Source organism: Flavobacterium sp. ZB4P23, from assembly GCF_003970375.1.
Lineage (GTDB): Bacteria > Bacteroidota > Bacteroidia > Flavobacteriales > Flavobacteriaceae > Flavobacterium.
Map to the genome: position 1 here is coordinate 67,579 of NZ_RYDK01000005.1, position 17,701 is coordinate 85,279.

The following is a 17,701-nucleotide window of genomic DNA, read 5'->3' on the forward strand; positions in this document are numbered from 1 at the left end:
GAAAATAAAAGTTTAGTGAAGTAATCTGGGCTACGATTTTGTGGTAAAAATAAACATTCGAATTCCAAATAAAAAATCAAATCGAAACTTAACAAACTTTGCACCTTGGCAACTTCGTGGCAAAAAAATTAATAAGTATCTTTGTGGCTTCAAAAAAATTCACTTGAGATATTTTATCAAATTAGCATACAGCGGAACCCATTATCACGGCTGGCAATACCAACCCAATGCTGCCTCTGTTCAGGAAACGATGAACAAAGCGTTTTCGGTGCTATTGAACACAACCGTCAATCTTATGGGCGCCGGTAGAACGGATACCGGGGTTCACGCCAAAGAAATGTATGCCCATTTTGATTTTGAAACACCAATTGATATTCCAAGTTTACTGCACAAACTCAACTCCTACTTGCCCAAAGACATTGTTATTTATGACATTATACCAGTACACGATGAAGCGCACACTCGTTTTGATGCCACTAAAAGAACCTATGAATATCACATCAATACATTCAAAGATGTTTTTTTGCAAGAACAAAGTTGGTATTTCCATCAAAAATTAGATATTGATTTGATGAATGAAGCGGGGCAACTATTATTCAATCACACTGATTTTCAATGTTTTTCAAAAGTCAACACAGATGTAAATACCTTTGACTGCACTATTTTTGAAGCATATTGGACTCGAGGCACAGCTGAACAGGGCGCAGACAAACAAGAAAACGGCAATTTGATTTTTACCATTTCTGCCAACCGTTTTTTACGCAATATGGTTCGTTCCATTGTGGGAACATTAGTAAATATAGGATTACACAAGAGTACACTGGCTGATTTTACTGCCATCATAGAAAGTAAAAACCGAGATAAAGCTGGTTTTTCGGTTCCGGCACATGGTTTGTATTTAACCAAAATAGATTACGATTACATTACGCAATAGCCCTGATAGTAGTGAAAATCCTTTTATGTTTTTCTTTAAAAACATAAAAGATTGCAACGAATAGCAGGAAACAGCTCCAAAAAACATGAAAGCAAAAGCATTTGATACTAGATTATTCAAACGAATATTAAAATTTACTAAACCCTATCAATGGCGTTTTAACGGAGTGATTATTTTTGCCGTTTCGCTATCAGTATTTGCGGCATTGCGCCCGTATTTATTGAAACAAACTGTAGATGGTTACATTTCGACCCAAGACCAACAGGGATTATTATTGTATGTGATCCTGATGGGAATTGTACTATTGCTGGAGGTATTCTCGCAGTTTTACTTTGTGTATTGGGCAAACTGGCTCGGTCAGGATATTGTAAAAGACATTCGGACAAAACTGTTTCAACACATTTTGAGTTTCCGAATGAAATATTTTGATCACGTTCCCGTAGGTCAGCTCGTGACACGCTCGGTTTCGGATATAGAATCCATTGCTCGTATTTTCAGTCAGGGTTTGTTTATGATTATCAGTGACTTGATGAAAATGTTTGTAGTACTGATTTTCATGTTTTACATGAACTGGAAACTGACTTGGATCGTAATTATTGCAATGCCCATTTTGGTTTATTTTACCCGAATTTTTCAGCGTAAAATGCAAGTCGCTTTTGAAGAAGTGCGAAATCAAATCGCTAACATGAACTCGTTTGTTCAGGAACGTGTGACAGGAATGAAGATTGTACAACTCTTTAATCGTGAAAAAATCGAATACAACAAATTCAAAAATATCAATGACAAGCACAAAAAAGCGTGGATAAAAACCATTCTGTATAACTCCATATTTTTTCCTATTGCAGATATCATTTCGTCCTTAACCCTTGGTTTTATTGTACTATATGGCGGCATCAAGATCTTGAACGGAGATAATTTTACCACTTTTGGGGATTTATTTTCCTATACAATGTTCATTGGAATGTTGTTTAACCCGTTGCGCCAAATTGCTGATAAGTTCAACGAGATGCAACTGGGAATGATTGCGGCAAACCGTGTTTTTGACATTTTAGACACCGAAGATCAAATTCAGGATACCGGAATTATTGAAGCTCCAATTTTTAAAGGAGATATCGAATTCAAGAATGTCCGTTTTGGATATATTCCGGATGAAGAAGTAATAAAAGGAATCGATCTGGAGGTAAGTGCCGGTCAAACGATTGCCATCGTAGGGTCTACAGGTGCCGGAAAATCTACGATCATTAACTTACTGAATCGTTTTTACGAAATCAACAGTGGCTCTATTTACATCGATAATCACAATATTGAGAATTACACTTTAGGTTCCTTACGTAAACAAATTGCAGTAGTATTGCAGGATGTTTTCCTTTTTGCCGATACTATTTTCAACAACATCACCTTGAATAATCCTGAAATTAATCGGGAACAGGTTTTGGCTGCAGCCAAAAATATTGGCGTCCATGAATTCATTATGAGCTTACCGGATAATTATGATTTTGACGTGAAGGAACGCGGCGTTATGCTTTCTTCCGGTCAGCGTCAATTAATTGCTTTCTTGAGAGCGTATGTGAGTAATCCAAGTATTTTGATTCTGGATGAAGCTACTTCATCGATTGACACCTACTCTGAAGAATTGATTCAGCGTGCTACAGAAACCATTACTAAAGGCAGAACTTCAATTGTGATTGCGCACCGTTTGGCCACGATTGTCAATGCTGATAAAATTGTGGTAATGGACAAAGGATTGATTGTAGAACAAGGAACGCATCAGGAATTAATCAACCGCGAAAGTGGGTATTACAAGAATTTGTATGATTCTCAGTTTTCGGTAGCAAATTAGTTTTTGCTGCAAAGGAATAGCAGTTACAAAAACAAAGATCGATTTACACTTCTGCAATTTGTTTAAAACAAAGATGTTTTCTTGAAAATTAGTTAGTTTGCTACTTTATTAGTTTGAAACTTTCTCAAAACAGAATAAATCCTTAAATTCGCCCAATCAATTAAATAAGAAAAACACATAAAAATGAAATACGATATTATAGTTTTAGGAAGTGGTCCAGGTGGTTATGTTACAGCTATTAGAGCATCACAATTAGGCTTTAAAGTAGCCGTAATCGAAAAAGAAAATTTAGGTGGTGTGTGCTTGAATTGGGGCTGTATCCCGACGAAAGCGTTGCTGAAATCAGCTCAGGTTTTTGATTATCTAAAACACGCTTCTGATTACGGATTGACTATTTCATCATTTGATAAAGACTTCCCTGCTGTTGTACAACGCAGTCGCAGCGTAGCTGACGGAATGAGCAAAGGGGTTCAATTCTTGATGAAAAAAAATAAAATCGATGTGATTGATGGCTTTGGAAAACTAAAACCAGGAAAAAAAATTGATGTTACGGACAAAGACAATAAAATTACTGAATACAGTGCAGATCATATCATTATCGCTACTGGAGCACGTTCTCGTGAATTGCCAAACTTGCCTCAAGATGGTATAAAAGTAATAGGATATCGTCAAGCAATGACATTACCAACACAACCAAAATCAATGATTATCGTTGGTTCTGGAGCGATTGGAGTAGAGTTTGCACATTTCTACAACTCTATGGGAACCGAGGTAACTATTGTAGAATTTATGCCTAATGTAGTTCCTGTTGAAGACGAAGACATTTCGAAACAAATGGAGCGTTCTATGAAAAAAGCAGGTGTCAAAATTATGACCAGTTCCTCTGTTGAGAAAATTGATACCACTGGAGCAGGTGTTAAAGCGTATGTAAAAACAGCAAAAGGAGAAGAAGTGTTAGAAGCTGAGATTTTACTTTCGGCTGTTGGAATCAAAACAAACATTGAAAACATAGGATTAGAAGAAGTAGGAATCGCTACTGACAAAGATAAAATTTTGGTAAATGCTTACAACCAAACTAACATTCCGGGTTATTACGCTATTGGTGATGTTACGCCAGGACAAGCACTAGCACATGTAGCTTCTGCCGAAGGAATCAATTGTGTGGAGAAAATTGCAGGATTACACGTGGAACCTATCGATTACGGAAACGTACCGGGCTGTACCTATGCCACTCCTGAAATTGCTTCTGTAGGTTTGACTGAAAAACAAGCTAAAGAAAAAGGATACGAATTAAAAATTGGTAAATTCCCATTTTCAGCTTCCGGAAAAGCAAAAGCATCCGGTACACCAGATGGTTTTGTAAAAGTAATTTTTGATGCTAAATACGGAGAATGGTTAGGATGTCACATGATTGGAGCCGGAGTTACCGATATGATTGCTGAGGCAGTTGTAGCGCGTAAACTGGAAACTACAGGACACGAAATTTTAAAATCAATTCACCCACACCCAACCATGAGTGAGGCGGTTATGGAAGCGGTTGCTGATGCGTATGGTGAGGTAATACATTTATAGATTGTAAATTAACGATTTTTGATTTCAGATTTATTAATCCGATTTGTTCATACAAATCGGATTTTTTTTATGAAATCATTTCCAACACCAAACGATTATTTTGTGGGAATTTAACATATTAACATTTATTTACAAAGCAGGGTTATGAATCTATTCAATTCTGCTTTATATTTGTATTTCGAGGATTTTTACTCGTTTAATTCTGATTTTATTCCATTATAAATGAATACTGAAACCAACCGTTTTTCGAATACACTGCATGAAAACCAAAATAAAAGTTGGGTAAGAGCCATAGATTCCTCTAAAATCATCAATTGGATTGATGATTTGTTCAAAATATTATTTCCGGAGAAAGCTTTAGAAACGATCCAAATTGAATTGCTTTTGGACCAAAACAAAGCCTGTTTTATTGCTATCCTATCGGAAATTGTAAAAGACAAAACGTCCAATGAAATTCTAGATGATGCCGAATCTTTTTATCGCGCGCTTCCAAAACTTTATGATTCGATGCAAAAAGATGCACAAGCTATTCTGGATACGGATCCCGCTGCTGATTGCATTCAGGAAATTATCAATTCCTATCCCGGTTTTTTTGCTATAGAAGTTTACCGTATTGCTAACGCTATTGCTTCTCGTACCTCGTGTCTGCTGCCGCGAATTCTAACCGAATATGCTCATAGCAAAACCGGAATCGACATTCACCCCAGTGCCACAATTGATGTTCCATTCATGATTGATCACGGTACCGGAATTGTCATTGGCGAGACTACAATCATTGGGAAACACGTAAGCATTTATCAAGGAGTCACTTTGGGAGCATTGCAAGTAGAGAAAAATATGCAGGAAAAAAAACGCCATCCTACCGTAGAAGATCATGTAATTATTTATGCAAATGCCACTATTTTGGGCGGCAGCACCATCATAGGAAACCACAGTATTGTAGGCGGAAACACGTTTATCACCAAGAGTATGAATCCGTATTCCTTTGTTATGCAATCCAATAAAAATACGGTTCTGAATCAGCAGGAAATAAAAGATATTAATTTTTTCTCTATATAAATATTATGAAATACAATAACATACTCGAAACAATAGGCAACACCCCACATGTAAGAATCAATCGTTTATATGGTGCCAATCACAATGTATGGATCAAATTAGAACGTGCCAATCCCGGTGCCAGTATCAAGGACAGGATCGCTCTTGCCATGATTGAAGATGCCGAAACCAAAGGATTATTAAAAGCCGGAGGTACTATCATTGAAGCCACTTCCGGAAATACAGGAATTGGACTCGCGATGGTTGCGGCCGTAAAAGGCTATAAATTAATACTGGTAATGCCTGAATCAATGTCCATAGAAAGACGCCGACTCATGAGCCTTTATGGTGCCGAATTTGTCTTGACGCCCCGTGAAAAAGGGATGAAAGGCGCGCTGGAAAAAGCACAGGAATTAGTTACCGAAATACCTAATGCCTGGTCACCACTTCAGTTTGAAAATCCCGCCAACATCGAAATTCATAAAACAGCCACCGCACAGGAAATTATAAAAGCATTCCCTGACGGTCTGGATTATTTGATCACCGGCGTAGGAACCGGAGGGCACATCACGGGTTGTGCCGAAATATTGAAAAAACATTTCCCAAACCTGAAAGTATATGCAGTTGAACCTGAAGCTTCTCCCGTTATCAGCGGTGGCGCACCGGCTCCCCACCCTATTCAGGGAATTGGAGCAGGATTCATACCTGCCAACTTGCGTACTGATTTACTGGACGGAACCATCCAAGTAAGCAAAGACGATGCATTTGCCTATACCCAAAGAGCCGCAAAAGAAGAAGGCATGTTCATAGGAATATCCTCTGGAGCATCTCTGGCAGCGGTAGCAAAAAAACTACCAGAAATCCCAGAAAATGCTAAAATATTAACCTTTTGTTACGACACTGGCGAACATTATTTAAGCATCGAAGGCTTATTTGTATAAACAAAAATCTTCATTAAAATACAAACCGATTTGTGAAAACAAGTCGGTTTTTTTTAGGCTTTTCATTTTTATGGGCGTGTCTTTGTTGCAAAACTATTGTCCAAACAGATTGATCTTAAAATAATGTTTAGCATAATGCTCCTTTTGACTTTATGCCGTTTAAACTTCCGACTTACTTAGTTGGCTTTTGGGATAAAGCAGACAATAAAAATACGTAAGTTTTTGCAAACCACGAATTTGTAAAAAACAGAAAAAGTTCCCAGAAACGAAATAGCAAGAGCTAGCAAAATATTTTGAAGATAGACCAAAAAAGATAATGCCCTGACAACTACAAAATAAAAGATAAATATATCAGAAAACATTAAACGGAAGAAAGAGAAAAACATAAATATCAACTTCGTACGGATATTTAGGACGGATGATTAAAATACCAGACAAAAACAAAACTTAATTCAAGAACAATTGGGGAAACTTACTAGTGTCTCAAAAGCAAAGATTTCTATACTTGAAAGCAATACCAATAGCCCAACGATTGAAACAATATTTAAAGTGTTTAGCGCCTTAAAAGCGAATATCAATTTTAATATGACAATTTAAAAAAAAATTGTAATTAACTTATACAATTACTCTAAGTCCAGACTTTCAGACTAGAAACAAAAAAAGCCCCAATCTCTGGGGCTTTTCCTGTTTTATTCCTCTTCCTCCGTACTATGCGACTTTGAATAGCCTCTCCATTTCTCGATGCAGTCCTGTAAATCCTGCGGAAGTTCCGTATCAAAACGCAGCATCTCACCGGTTGTAGGATGAACAAAACCCAATGTTTTAGCGTGCAAAGCCTGTCTTGGCAATGCTTTGAAACAGTTGTCAATAAACTGTTTGTATTTTGTAAACGTAGTACCTTTTAAAATCAAATGACCGCCATACCGCTCATCATTAAATAAAGGATGTCCTATGTGCTTCAAGTGTGCCCGAATTTGGTGCGTTCTCCCGGTTTCCAGTTGGCATGAAATTAAAGTAACATAACCAAAACGCTCCAACACTTTGTAATGCGTCACGGCTGGCTTCCCTATTTCCGGATCAGCAAAAACCGCCATCTGCATGCGGTCTTTAAGGTGACGTGCCAAGTTTCCTTCAATCGTTCCTTTTTCTTCGACTACATTTCCCCAAACCAAAGCCACATACTCTCTTTCGGAAGTTTTAGCTTCAAATTGCTTGGCAAGATGTGTCATAGCCGCTTCGGTTTTAGCAATCACTAATAAACCAGAAGTGTCTTTGTCAATTCGATGCACTAATCCGGGACGTTCGCTGCTGTTCATTGGCAAATTATCAAAATGATACGCCAAAGCATGTACTAAAGTTCCGGTGTAATTTCCATGACCGGGATGCACTACCATTCCTGGCAATTTGTTGATCAATAACAAAGTATCGTCTTCATACACAATATCAAGCGGAATATTCTCCGGAATAATATGGTTTTCATAAGGAGGATGCGTAAGCATCACCCGAACTACATCATGGGCTTTTACCTTGTAATTCGACTTTACGGTGGCATCGTTTACAAAAATATTGCCATCGGTCGCCGCAATTTGTATTTTATTGCGAGTTGCATTTTGAATCAAACTCATCAAATATTTATCAATCCGCAAAGACGTTTGTCCTTTAGGAACTTCAAATCTAAAATGTTCAAATAACTCGTCTTCTAAATCTATTGTATCACTATTATTGTTCATCAACTGGTATTTCTTCTATTGGTGTTGCCAGTGTATCTGCAGCACTGGTCTCTTCATAACTCATTTTTCCGTCTCCTAAAACCAAGTCGATTTTGGAGGATTTTAAGACTCTGTCCCCTGCTTTCAGGTTTCTGCCTTTGAAACGCATTTCCAGCACCATGTCTTTTCCAAGATTGGGAACGTAGGTAATTTCTCCTTCTTCAAGTCCTAAAGCTTTCAATGTAGGTACTGCTTCGCGATACGTTTTATTGACTAAATCCGGAATACGAACCGATGAAAATCCCGAAGTATTTATTTTAATATATATTTTTCGTCCTACTTTTACTTTCGTACCGGGCGTTGGATCTTGCTTAACTACACTAAATTGCGGAAAATCACTTCTATAATCTACGCTGTCTAAAAGTACATAATCTAAATCCAGCTCATTCAGTTTTTCCTCGACTTGTTCTTCTGTCAACTTACGCAAATCCGGCACGGTAATTTCATGTCCATGATCTGTTGTAAAAGTCAACCAATGCATAAATAAATAACCCAAAGCGACAATAATGGCAAGTGCAATTAGTATTTGAACAAAGAAAACACGGCTGGTAAGATACTTACGTAAACTCATAAATTTATTTTTATATCTGGCAAAGATAAAGCTATTTCGTTTCAAAAAAAATGATAATTTTGTTTAGAATTCGTTTAGTCGGTCAATCGATTAAACGTTTAACCGATTAAACGTATATAATGAAAAACATTGCCATCATCATGGGCGGATATTCCAGCGAGTATAAAATCTCTCTTATCAGCGGAAACGTCGTATATCAATTTCTGGACAAAACAAAATACAACGGATTCCGAATCCATATTTTCAAAGAAAAATGGGTTTATGTTGATGCTGATGATGCCGAATTCACTATCGATAAAAATGATTTTTCAGTAACTGTTGATGGTAAAAAAATCACTTTTGACTGTGTGTTCAACGCCATCCATGGAACACCAGGCGAAGACGGATTAATGCAGGCCTATTTTGAATTATTGCATATTCCGCAAACTTCCTGCGATTATTACCAAGCAGCATTAACGTTCAACAAACGCGATTTATTATCAGTTTTAAAACCATACGGCATAAAAACAGCCACTTCCTATTACTTAAACAAAGGTGACCGTATCAATACGGACGAAATTGTAGCTAAAGTAGGTTTGCCCTGTTTTGTAAAACCCAACAAAGCCGGTTCTAGTTTTGGCATTTCCAAAGTAAAAACTGCTGCCGAATTGCCCATTGCAATAGAAGTTGCTTACAAAGAAGACAACGAAATTATCATAGAAAGCTTCTTGGATGGCACCGAAGTTTCTGTAGGAGTAATCAATTATAAAGGAAAAGTAACCGTATTACCAATAACTGAAATTGTTTCAGACAATGATTTCTTCGATTATGAAGCCAAATATTTGGGTAAATCACAGGAAATCACTCCAGCGAGAATCTCGGATGAAATGACTCAAAAAGTGAGTGAAATTGCTAAACGTGCATATGAAGTCCTGAAAATGAAAGGTTTTTCCCGAAGCGAATTTATATTGGTAAACGGAGAGCCACACATGTTGGAAATGAACACCATTCCGGGATTAACAAAGGAAAGTTTGATTCCGCAACAAGCCAAAGCCGCCGGAATTTCATTGGAAGATTTGTTTACAAATGCGATAGAACTGGCTTTGTAATAAATCACTTAATTCTTAAATACTAAACAAACGTGTCATTTAAACAAAGGAATACATTCAAATAATGTCATTCCTCCGCTGTCAGAATGACAAAACAGAAAAAATAAATGAGAAAAGCAATATTTCCAGGTTCATTTGACCCCATCACTTTAGGACATGAAGACATCATCAAAAGAAGCATTTCCTTATTTGATGAAATCGTTATTGCCATTGGTATCAATGCCGAAAAAAAATATATGTTTTCCCTCGAAGAAAGAAAACAATTCATTGAGGAAACCTTCAAAAACGAACCAAAAGTTTCCGTGATTACCTATGAAGGTTTGACGATTGATCTGTGCCACAAAATAAACGCTAATTTTATCCTTCGCGGTTTGCGCAATCCTGCTGATTTCGAATTTGAAAAAGCAATTGCGCACACGAATCGTCGGTTATCAAAAATTGAAACTGTGTTTTTATTGACCGCTGCAAAAACGTCGTACATCAGCTCCAGTATTGTACGAGATGTAATTCGCAACAACGGGCAATATGAAATGCTTGTTCCCGATGCAGTCCGAGTAAAATAATTTTAAAGCGATTTTGTCAAGTCGAGCGCAGTCGATACTAATGGATAGGTCTCGACTGCGCTCGACTTGACAAATAAACAGTCCCAATATAACTTGTAAAACGAGGCAATAATCCGTAATTTTGCCAAAAATAAAAGCCGTTAAACATGAGTATAGAAAGAGAATTAAGCAAACGCAGCGGGTCAAAATGTGAACTTTGTGGCGCAACTGAGAACCTGAAAGTGTACCAGGTATTGCCTACCAAAAAAGGAGGGATTGAGGAAAACATCATGGCTTGTAGCACCTGTATTGACCAAATTGAAAATCCGGATACCGTAGATTTAAATCATTGGAGATGTCTAAATGATAGCATGTGGAGTGAACATACTGCCGTACAAGTTGTCGCGTGGAGAATGTTAAGCCGTTTGCGTGGTTCTGGATGGCCTCAAGAATTATTAGACCAAATGTATTTAGACGAAGATACTTTGGCTTGGGCACAAGCAACAGGTGAAGGCGAAGAAGAGGAGAACAAAGTCATTCACCGTGACAGCAACGGCGTGATTCTTGAAATTGGAGATTCAGTAGTTTTAATCAAAGATTTGAAAGTAAAAGGTTCAAGCATGGTAGCTAAACAAGGAACTGCAGTGCGTAACATCAGACTGGATCATGAAAATGCCGAATATATTGAGGGTAAAGTAGACGGCCAGACTATTGTCATTATTACACAATACGTTAAGAAAATATAATGGTCAGTTGACAGTTTTTAATGATCAGTACCTGAGTTGATAAAAAAATTCAGTGGTCAGAAATAAGTGTAATCAGAGACTTCATTAAAGCAAAAAATCGTTAACAGTAAATTTAATTTACCTTTAACGATTTTTTTATTGTCAATTATTTTACGGATAGCTAACCCAGAAGCTTCAGGACTGAACACTTTTCAAAACTGAACACTAAAAAACTACTCCTCTTCTTTCTTAATCACTTTTCGAGCGACTTCGATTTTGAATTTCTTGCCTTTCATTTTTTCGTCTTTAATGGCTTGCAATAAGTCTTTCACTTTATTGAATTTCACCGCTGCAAATGAGATAAAATCTTTCACTTCAATTAATCCTAAATCGTCTTTTTCTAATTTCCCTTTTTGGGAAAAGAAACCTACGATATCAATTTTATTCAATTTATTTTTCTTTCCACCACTGATGTAAATCGTTTGAAATTCAGGTGGTTTTGGCAATGAAGTGGAATTCTCCACTTTCAAAGCTTCCATTCCGTAATCGATGTAATCCATTTTTTTCTCACTTTCATGAGCAATAATATACGCCGTACCAGAAGCTAGCATACGTGCTGTACGTCCGTTTCTATGGGTAAATTCGTCTTCTTTAGATGGCAAATGATAATGAATAACATGATTCATTTCAGGGATATCGAGTCCACGAGCAGCCAAGTCAGTTGTGATTAGATAACTTACACTTCCGTTTCTAAACTGGATTAAGGCCCGTTCTCTTTCGTCCTGATCCATTCCGCCATGATAATACGTGGCATAAATTCCTTTTTCGTTCAACGTATCGCTGATGCGCTCTGCAGCATCACGATGATTACAAAAAACAATTGCCGATTGTGATTTCAACGAACAAATCAAGTTGAATAAACTTCCTATTTTATCTTTTTCTTTCGAAACGACCATTTTCATCGAAAGATTCGTTTCGGCCACGTTTTCTGGAATAAAGTCCAAAATAGTCGGGTTTACGACTCTTGTATATCGTGGAATTTCAATATCGGAAGTGGCCGAAACCAAAACGCGTTTATTGAGTTTCGTTAATTTTCCAATTATAAAAGACATTTGTTCATGGAAACCCAATTGCAACGATTTATCAAACTCATCCAAAATCAAGGTTTGAATTTTATCCACACGGAAAGTGCCTCTGTCGATATGATCCGCGATTCTTCCCGGAGTTCCTATTAAAACTGCTGGAGGATTACTTAAATTTTTGATTTCGGTATCGATGGAGTGTCCGCCATAGCACACATTTACTTTATAATCGGTTCCCATTTTTTTCCAAACCTGCTCAATCTGCAATCCTAATTCGCGTGAAGGAACCAAAATTAAACATTGAACCGATTGAATTTCGGGTTGTAACATTTCTAAAATCGGCAACAAAAAAGCCAAAGTTTTTCCGGAACCTGTTGGCGAAAGTAATAAAATATTATTATCATTCAAGATTGCATCTTGTGCTACTTCCTGCATTTTGTTCAGGCTTTCGATGCCTAAATTCGAAAGTATATTATTGGAATGGTGTTTCTTATTCATTTTTTTTATTTGGACAAAGGTAATTTTTAATTCTCAGTTATGAATTTTGTATTTTCATTCTTTTTCAATCGGGTATTTCCTTTTCTTACATTCATACCTACAGCTGTCTAAAAAAAGCTACATTTGATATTCCATTTAAAAAACCGAAAAATGAGACTTTTCACATTCCTTTTTTTACTATTCTCCATCAGTGCTTTTGCACAAAAAAACAATAAATACGATACTTTTTTCGAAAAAGGTAATGGAAATCAATCGGCATCTTACCAAGAAACAATTGCGTACTTCAAACTTCTGGCGGATGATTTCCCTACTATCGAAATTCAAAAAATGGGTTTAACGGATAGTGGTGAGCCTTTGCACATGGTTATTTTTAATCCGGAACAGCAATTTGACTTTGGAACCATCCAAAAAAACAAAGCGGTAATTCTGCTTAATAACGGAATTCACGCGGGGGAACCGGACGGAATTGACGCTTCCATGCAACTGTTTAGAGATTTAGCGTTAGGCAAAATAAAAGTGCCAAAAAACACCATTATCGTTTGTATTCCGGTGTACAATATTGGCGGCGCTTTAAACAGAAACTCCACTTCAAGAGCCAATCAGGACGGACCTGAAATCTATGGTTTTCGTGGCAATGCCAGAAACTACGATTTGAATCGAGATTTTATCAAATCAGACACCCGTAACACGAAAAGCTTTGTAGAAATATTCCATAAAGTAAATGCAGATGTTTTTATTGACAATCACGTCAGCAATGGCGCGGATTACCAATACAAACTGACGTATATTATGACCCAACATAATAAACTAGGAACTATTTTAGGGAATTTTTTAAATACTGAAATGATGCCTGCTTTGGTCGAAGATTTACAAAAAAAGAATATCGAAACTACGCCTTATGTCAATGCTTTTCAGGACACACCAGACAAAGGTTTTGGTCAGTTTTTTGAGAGTCCACGATTTGCAACCGGTTATACTTCATTGTTCAACACCATTGGGTTTGTGGTAGAAACGCACATGCTAAAAAATTATGTGGATCGGGTGAAAGTAACTTACGAATACATGCGTTCCGCAATTGATTTTACAGATGCTAATTACAAAAAAATCAAACAACTGCGATTAAAAAATGAAGAGCAGTATAAACCACAACAATCGTACACGATAAAATGGGAAATTGACAGTACAAAAACGATTCCTTTTTCGTTTTTAGGCTATGAAGCCAGTTACAAAAAAAGCGACGTCACCTCCGGAAACCGTTTGTTTTATGACCAAACAAAACCGTACAAAAAAGATATTCCGTACAATAAGGAATTTAAATCGGTAAAAGAGATAATAATACCAGAAGCGTATATAATTCCGAGAGGATTTTGGCCTGTAATTGAATTATTAAAGAGCAATACGATCTCCTATCGCCAATTAAAAAAGGACACAATAATTGAAGTTGAAAGCTACAGGATTGCGGATTTCAAAACGGCAAGTTCCGCATACGAAGGTCATTATTTACACCGAAACACTTCGGTAACCGCTAAAATGGAGAAAGTGGCTTTCGCCAAAGGGGATTACGTTATTCCTACACAACAAAAGGGAATCAAATACCTATTGGAAACATTGGAACCAGAGGCCGTCGATTCTTTTTTCAATTGGAATTTTTTCGACACGATGCTACAACAAAAAGAAGGGTATTCCGATTATGTTTTTGAAGATTCTGCAACACAAATTTTGAAAGATAATCCAAAATTAAAAGCCGAATTTGATTTAAAAAAACAAAGTGACGTTACCTTTATCAATAATCCGGAAGCGCAACTGGACTGGATCTACAAACATTCCGTTTATTATGAAAAGGCACATTTACGCTATCCTGTGTATCGTGTTTTAAAATAAAAAAACGCTCGTTAAAATGTTTATTACACACAAATTTCACGAATTCCCACAGATTAATTCGTGGAAATTCGTGAAATTAGTGTTTAACTTACTATGCCAATTTAAAAATCAGTTCAAAACTGTTCAATCAGCTTATCTTTTGACAAAATGAAGTGCTATCTCAAGTGCTTTTCTTCTTCAAATAATAATTTTATATTTTCATAGGAATTTTTCAAAGCTTCCTTAATTTGCTCCGGATTCATCCAGGCTACTTTATCAATTCCTTCTTCTAATTGTCCATGAGGTGTTCCTTCAAAATCAGATTGCATTTCGAACCAATGTGTAATTTTTAGTTTGTACTTGCCGTTACGTCTAAAAACATGATACGTTTTTTGAAGTTTATGGGAAATTGTCAAGCCATTTACTCCGGTTTCCTCCTCTACTTCTCGCATAGCAGTATCCCCAATTTCCTCTCCTTTTTCGATTCCTCCTTTGGGTAAATCCCATTTTCCGTTTCTAAAAATGAATAAGACTTCTCCTTTTTTATTGTACACCAAGCCACCTCCTGCTTTAGTAACCGGGATTTTTGCTTTCAAAGTCTTCATAATCAAGCTTTCATCCGGATGGTATAAATAGGCTTTATTAATTTTATTTTGAAAGATTTTTACTATAAGTTGCTCTATATCAATGCTTTCTAGCAAAAATAATTGAAAATCGGTCTCCTTGGAGATATGATTTGTTAAAAAAAGTGGTTTGTCGTTAACAAAAACTTTATACATTTGTACTATGATTTTTAATAAAGATACAGCCGAAAAAACAGCCGAATTTCTTTTGCAAATAAATGCAATTAAATTGAATCCAAGAAATCCTTTTACATGGGCTTCTGGATGGAAATCGCCTATTTATTGTGACAACCGATTAATCCTCTCATTTCCAGCGGTACGAAATTATGTCCGGGATGAATTTTCTAAGAATATTCAGAAACAATTTGGTAAACCAGATGTTATTGCCGGTGTAGCCACTGGAGCAATAGGAATTGGTATGCTGGTTGCTGAAAGTTTAGGAGTCCCGTTTGTATATGTGCGTCCGGAACCTAAAAAACACGGGAGACTAAATCAAGTCGAAGGTTTTTTACAAAAAGGGCAAAATGTAATAGTGGTGGAAGATTTGATCAGTACCGGAAACAGTAGTTTACTTGCTGTGGAAGCGTTGCGCGAAGCAGGAGCCAATGTCAAGGGCATGGCCGCGATATTTACGTATGGTTTTGATGTAGCTGAAACTAATTTCAAGAGCGCACATGTGGATTTATACACTTTAAGCAATTATCAAAATTTATTAAATTTGGCTGTAGCCAAAAGATACATTACTGAAGAAGAAGAACAAACTTTAAGAGAATGGAATGTAAATCCGTCTACCTGGAACATTTAAGTTTAAAAAAATAAAAACAAAATCCTACAAAACATGAACTTAGAAAGTCCAAAAGTTACTGTACCCAAATCCGCTCAAGAATTATTTGGTTTATTAAGCGATGTAAAAAATTTTGAAAAACTAATGCCTGAAAACATTGCTAAATTTGAGGTTATTGGTGATGATGCATTTATTTTTGGATTAAAAGGCATGCCCGAAATCAAACTTAAAATGAAAGAAAAAGTAGCGCCTGTAAAAATTGTTTTGGGAGCTGCAAGTGACAAACTTCCATTTACTCTTATAGCAAATATTGAGGCTATAACAGAGCAATCCAGTGCTGTAAAACTTGATTTTGAAGGAGAATTTAACCCTATGATGGCCATGATCATAAAAGGACCAATTGGAAAATTTATAGAAACTTTAGCAGCCAATATGAATAAATTGTAAAAACTGTTTAAGTAGTAACAATATAATAATATTTTAAGTACATGACAAAAAGCTAATCAGATTGTTCTATAATAAATGTTTTTGTTATGTACTAAAAAACAATTGTTTAAAATAAAGTTGTTTTTCTAAAAACAGAAAGTTAAAATTGTTAATAACTATTTTTTTTTTAGAATAGGCTGAATAGTTACCAAAAAAAATAGCTAATGATTAGGTTTTTTAAACGCTTTGTCATTAGCTATTGTAATTTTGAGATACATTACTTTTATTATAATAATCTAAATATGTTTTGATAAATTACTCATAAAGAGATAATTACCGTTAATTGAATGAAATTTCTGATAGAAGAAAATTATGATTACTCACAATACCATTTTTGTCAAATAGGTTTAGCTTTATCAACGGCACTTTATTTTTGTAGAAAATTTCTATTAAGCCAATGTTATTTTGGATAATAACACCGCCAATTCTGTTTTTATTTGATTCAGTACTAGTCCATGTTTGGGTTATCCCGCTTGAGGTAACATCATACAATGGATACGTGTTTTTTGTATTCATTTTTGAAATCTCACCCCAGTGAACATCTCCCGAAATGAATACAACTCCGTTGGCTTTGGTTTTGTCTATTAAATCAACGAATTTTGTTTGTTCATGAGGCATATTTGTCCAAGATTCATACCCGTTGTACTCATGTCCAAATTGCAAACTTGAGGCAATGATTCGGATATTTGCTTTTTTCGACAATTCATTTTCTAGCCATTTCCATTGCTTGTCTCCAAGAATCGTACTGTCTTTTTTACTATATGGAATATAGTCATTTTTATAAACTGAATTTTTAGGCTCATTTTTTAATAAATTATCTCTAAAAGTTCTTGTGTCCAGCATTATTATCTGAAGTGTTTTATCACCTAGTTTTACATATTCGGAACCATAAATACCTTCATGGTTTCTTCTTTCAGAGTTTTGAGGAACTTCCCAAAAGTTCATAAAAATTTCTTTAGACTCTTTTTTAAAAGGGTAGTGCCTTCCTTTATCGTTTTCTCCAAAATCATGATCGTCCCAAACCGATAAAATTTTAGTTCTTTTTTTTAATTCTTGAAATTCAACTTTGGATGCTAATTTTTCATATTTATTTTTTAACAGATTCATGTCTCGCGTATCTCCATAAATATTATCACCAAGATAAATAAATAAATCAGGATTTAGTTTTACGGCATTTAGAAGCATAGGCTGATCTTTGTCTTGATGGGCACAAGAGCCAAATGCAATTTTGAAACTTTCATTAAGTGGTGCCCCTTGAGTCTCATTTTTTTGAGCACTACATAAAATACTGCTTGTTATTATAAATGATTGCAGTAGAATTAATAATCTATTGAAATTTGTCATTGTT

At 36.0% G+C, this 17,701-nt stretch carries 16 protein-coding genes and 1 pseudogene; 12 read left to right on the forward strand and 5 right to left on the reverse strand.

Annotated features, from left to right (window positions below):
* Window positions 1–163: 163 nt before the first annotated feature.
* The 6 genes and pseudogenes from truA to EKL99_RS14675 all read left to right on the forward strand — a co-directional run.
* Window positions 164–934, forward strand: a complete 771-nt coding sequence (gene truA, locus EKL99_RS09540) for a tRNA pseudouridine(38-40) synthase TruA (protein WP_126576846.1) — start codon at window positions 164–166, stop codon at window positions 932–934.
* Window positions 935–1,019: 85 nt separating this feature from the next.
* Window positions 1,020–2,774 carry an ABC transporter ATP-binding protein gene (locus EKL99_RS09545; RefSeq protein ID WP_126556232.1) on the forward strand — a complete coding sequence of 585 codons (1,755 nt, stop codon included), beginning with the start codon at window positions 1,020–1,022 and terminating at the stop codon, window positions 2,772–2,774.
* A gap of 183 nt (window positions 2,775–2,957) precedes the next feature.
* Window positions 2,958–4,346: a dihydrolipoyl dehydrogenase gene (lpdA, locus tag EKL99_RS09550; protein WP_126556235.1), complete on the forward strand. Its 1,389-nt coding sequence runs from the start codon at window positions 2,958–2,960 to the stop codon at window positions 4,344–4,346.
* A gap of 222 nt (window positions 4,347–4,568) precedes the next feature.
* Window positions 4,569–5,405 (forward strand): serine O-acetyltransferase, encoded by an 837-nt coding sequence (locus EKL99_RS09555; protein ID WP_126576847.1) that lies wholly within the window; start codon window positions 4,569–4,571, stop codon window positions 5,403–5,405.
* Between the two features lie 5 nt (window positions 5,406–5,410).
* Complete coding sequence (gene cysK / locus EKL99_RS09560; protein WP_126576848.1) at window positions 5,411–6,325, forward strand: cysteine synthase A; 915 nt, start codon at window positions 5,411–5,413, stop codon at window positions 6,323–6,325.
* Between the two features lie 444 nt (window positions 6,326–6,769).
* A pseudogene (locus EKL99_RS14675) lies at window positions 6,770–6,922 on the forward strand (helix-turn-helix domain-containing protein); the annotation flags it as partial.
* Window positions 6,923–7,014: 92 nt separating this feature from the next.
* On the opposite strand, the gene EKL99_RS09570 reads toward EKL99_RS14675, so the two are convergent.
* Entirely contained in the window at window positions 7,015–8,055 is a 1,041-nt protein-coding gene (locus EKL99_RS09570; RefSeq protein ID WP_126554455.1) for an RluA family pseudouridine synthase, read from the reverse strand.
* Window positions 8,045–8,665, reverse strand: a complete 621-nt coding sequence (locus EKL99_RS09575; protein ID WP_126460585.1) for a PASTA domain-containing protein — start codon at window positions 8,663–8,665, stop codon at window positions 8,045–8,047. Before EKL99_RS09575 ends, EKL99_RS09570 begins: the two co-directional genes overlap by 11 nt.
* Window positions 8,666–8,784: 119 nt before the next feature.
* On the opposite strand from EKL99_RS09575, the gene EKL99_RS09580 reads away from it, so the two are divergent.
* The 3 genes from EKL99_RS09580 to EKL99_RS09590 all read left to right on the forward strand — a co-directional run bounded on the left by EKL99_RS09580 (window position 8,785) and on the right by EKL99_RS09590 (window position 11,041).
* Window positions 8,785–9,753, forward strand: coding sequence for a D-alanine--D-alanine ligase (locus EKL99_RS09580; protein ID WP_126576849.1), 969 nt, complete (start codon window positions 8,785–8,787; stop codon window positions 9,751–9,753).
* Window positions 9,754–9,860: 107 nt separating this feature from the next.
* Window positions 9,861–10,316 carry a pantetheine-phosphate adenylyltransferase gene (coaD, locus tag EKL99_RS09585; RefSeq protein WP_126554451.1) on the forward strand — a complete coding sequence of 152 codons (456 nt, stop codon included), beginning with the start codon at window positions 9,861–9,863 and terminating at the stop codon, window positions 10,314–10,316.
* A 146-nt stretch (window positions 10,317–10,462) separates the two neighbouring features.
* A complete protein-coding gene (locus EKL99_RS09590) occupies window positions 10,463–11,041 on the forward strand; it encodes an alkylphosphonate utilization protein (protein WP_126460579.1) in 579 nt (192 codons plus the stop codon).
* A gap of 212 nt (window positions 11,042–11,253) precedes the next feature.
* On the opposite strand, the gene EKL99_RS09595 is transcribed toward EKL99_RS09590, so the two are convergent.
* Window positions 11,254–12,600, reverse strand: coding sequence for a DEAD/DEAH box helicase (locus tag EKL99_RS09595; RefSeq protein WP_126563939.1), 1,347 nt, complete (start codon window positions 12,598–12,600; stop codon window positions 11,254–11,256).
* A gap of 150 nt (window positions 12,601–12,750) precedes the next feature.
* On the opposite strand from EKL99_RS09595, the gene EKL99_RS09600 reads away from it, so the two are divergent.
* The gene (locus EKL99_RS09600; RefSeq protein WP_126563938.1) at window positions 12,751–14,481 is read left to right on the forward strand and encodes a M14 family metallopeptidase; all 1,731 of its coding nucleotides are present in this window, start codon (window positions 12,751–12,753) and stop codon (window positions 14,479–14,481) included.
* 155 nt (window positions 14,482–14,636) lie between these two features.
* Here the strand turns inward: EKL99_RS09600 and EKL99_RS09605 are convergent, their stop codons facing one another.
* Entirely contained in the window at window positions 14,637–15,239 is a 603-nt protein-coding gene (locus tag EKL99_RS09605) for an NUDIX hydrolase (protein ID WP_126460572.1), read from the reverse strand.
* A 7-nt stretch (window positions 15,240–15,246) separates the two neighbouring features.
* Between EKL99_RS09605 and pyrE the strand changes: the two genes are divergently transcribed.
* Complete coding sequence (gene pyrE, locus EKL99_RS09610; protein ID WP_126460569.1) at window positions 15,247–15,888, forward strand: orotate phosphoribosyltransferase; 642 nt, start codon at window positions 15,247–15,249, stop codon at window positions 15,886–15,888.
* 33 nt (window positions 15,889–15,921) lie between these two features.
* Entirely contained in the window at window positions 15,922–16,314 is a 393-nt protein-coding gene (locus tag EKL99_RS09615) for an SRPBCC family protein (RefSeq protein WP_126576850.1), read from the forward strand.
* 318 nt (window positions 16,315–16,632) lie between these two features.
* Here EKL99_RS09615 and EKL99_RS09620 read toward each other — a convergent pair whose 3' ends face one another.
* On the reverse strand, window positions 16,633–17,697 hold the full coding sequence (locus tag EKL99_RS09620; protein ID WP_126576851.1) for an alkaline phosphatase D family protein: 1,065 nt from the start codon (window positions 17,695–17,697) through the stop codon (window positions 16,633–16,635).
* Window positions 17,698–17,701: the final 4 nt, after the last annotated feature.

Excerpts from the sequence above, each read along its gene's own strand:
- EKL99_RS09590 (WP_126460579.1), top strand. The coding sequence starts at position 10,463 with ATGAGTATAGAAAGAGAATTAAGCAAACGCAGCGGGTCAAAATGTGAA.
- cysK (WP_126576848.1), top strand. The coding sequence starts at position 5,411 with ATGAAATACAATAACATACTCGAAACAATAGGCAACACCCCACATGTA.
- EKL99_RS09600 (WP_126563938.1), top strand. The coding sequence starts at position 12,751 with ATGAGACTTTTCACATTCCTTTTTTTACTATTCTCCATCAGTGCTTTT.
- EKL99_RS09620 (WP_126576851.1), bottom strand. The coding sequence starts at position 17,697 with ATGACAAATTTCAATAGATTATTAATTCTACTGCAATCATTTATAATA.
- EKL99_RS09570 (WP_126554455.1), bottom strand. The coding sequence starts at position 8,055 with ATGAACAATAATAGTGATACAATAGATTTAGAAGACGAGTTATTTGAA.
- pyrE (WP_126460569.1), top strand. The coding sequence starts at position 15,247 with ATGATTTTTAATAAAGATACAGCCGAAAAAACAGCCGAATTTCTTTTG.
- EKL99_RS09580 (WP_126576849.1), top strand. The coding sequence starts at position 8,785 with ATGAAAAACATTGCCATCATCATGGGCGGATATTCCAGCGAGTATAAA.
- EKL99_RS09575 (WP_126460585.1), bottom strand. The coding sequence starts at position 8,665 with ATGAGTTTACGTAAGTATCTTACCAGCCGTGTTTTCTTTGTTCAAATA.
- lpdA (WP_126556235.1), top strand. The coding sequence starts at position 2,958 with ATGAAATACGATATTATAGTTTTAGGAAGTGGTCCAGGTGGTTATGTT.
- EKL99_RS09595 (WP_126563939.1), bottom strand. The coding sequence starts at position 12,600 with ATGAATAAGAAACACCATTCCAATAATATACTTTCGAATTTAGGCATC.
- EKL99_RS09555 (WP_126576847.1), top strand. The coding sequence starts at position 4,569 with ATGAATACTGAAACCAACCGTTTTTCGAATACACTGCATGAAAACCAA.
- EKL99_RS09605 (WP_126460572.1), bottom strand. The coding sequence starts at position 15,239 with ATGTATAAAGTTTTTGTTAACGACAAACCACTTTTTTTAACAAATCAT.
- coaD (WP_126554451.1), top strand. The coding sequence starts at position 9,861 with ATGAGAAAAGCAATATTTCCAGGTTCATTTGACCCCATCACTTTAGGA.
- EKL99_RS09545 (WP_126556232.1), top strand. The coding sequence starts at position 1,020 with ATGAAAGCAAAAGCATTTGATACTAGATTATTCAAACGAATATTAAAA.
- EKL99_RS09615 (WP_126576850.1), top strand. The coding sequence starts at position 15,922 with ATGAACTTAGAAAGTCCAAAAGTTACTGTACCCAAATCCGCTCAAGAA.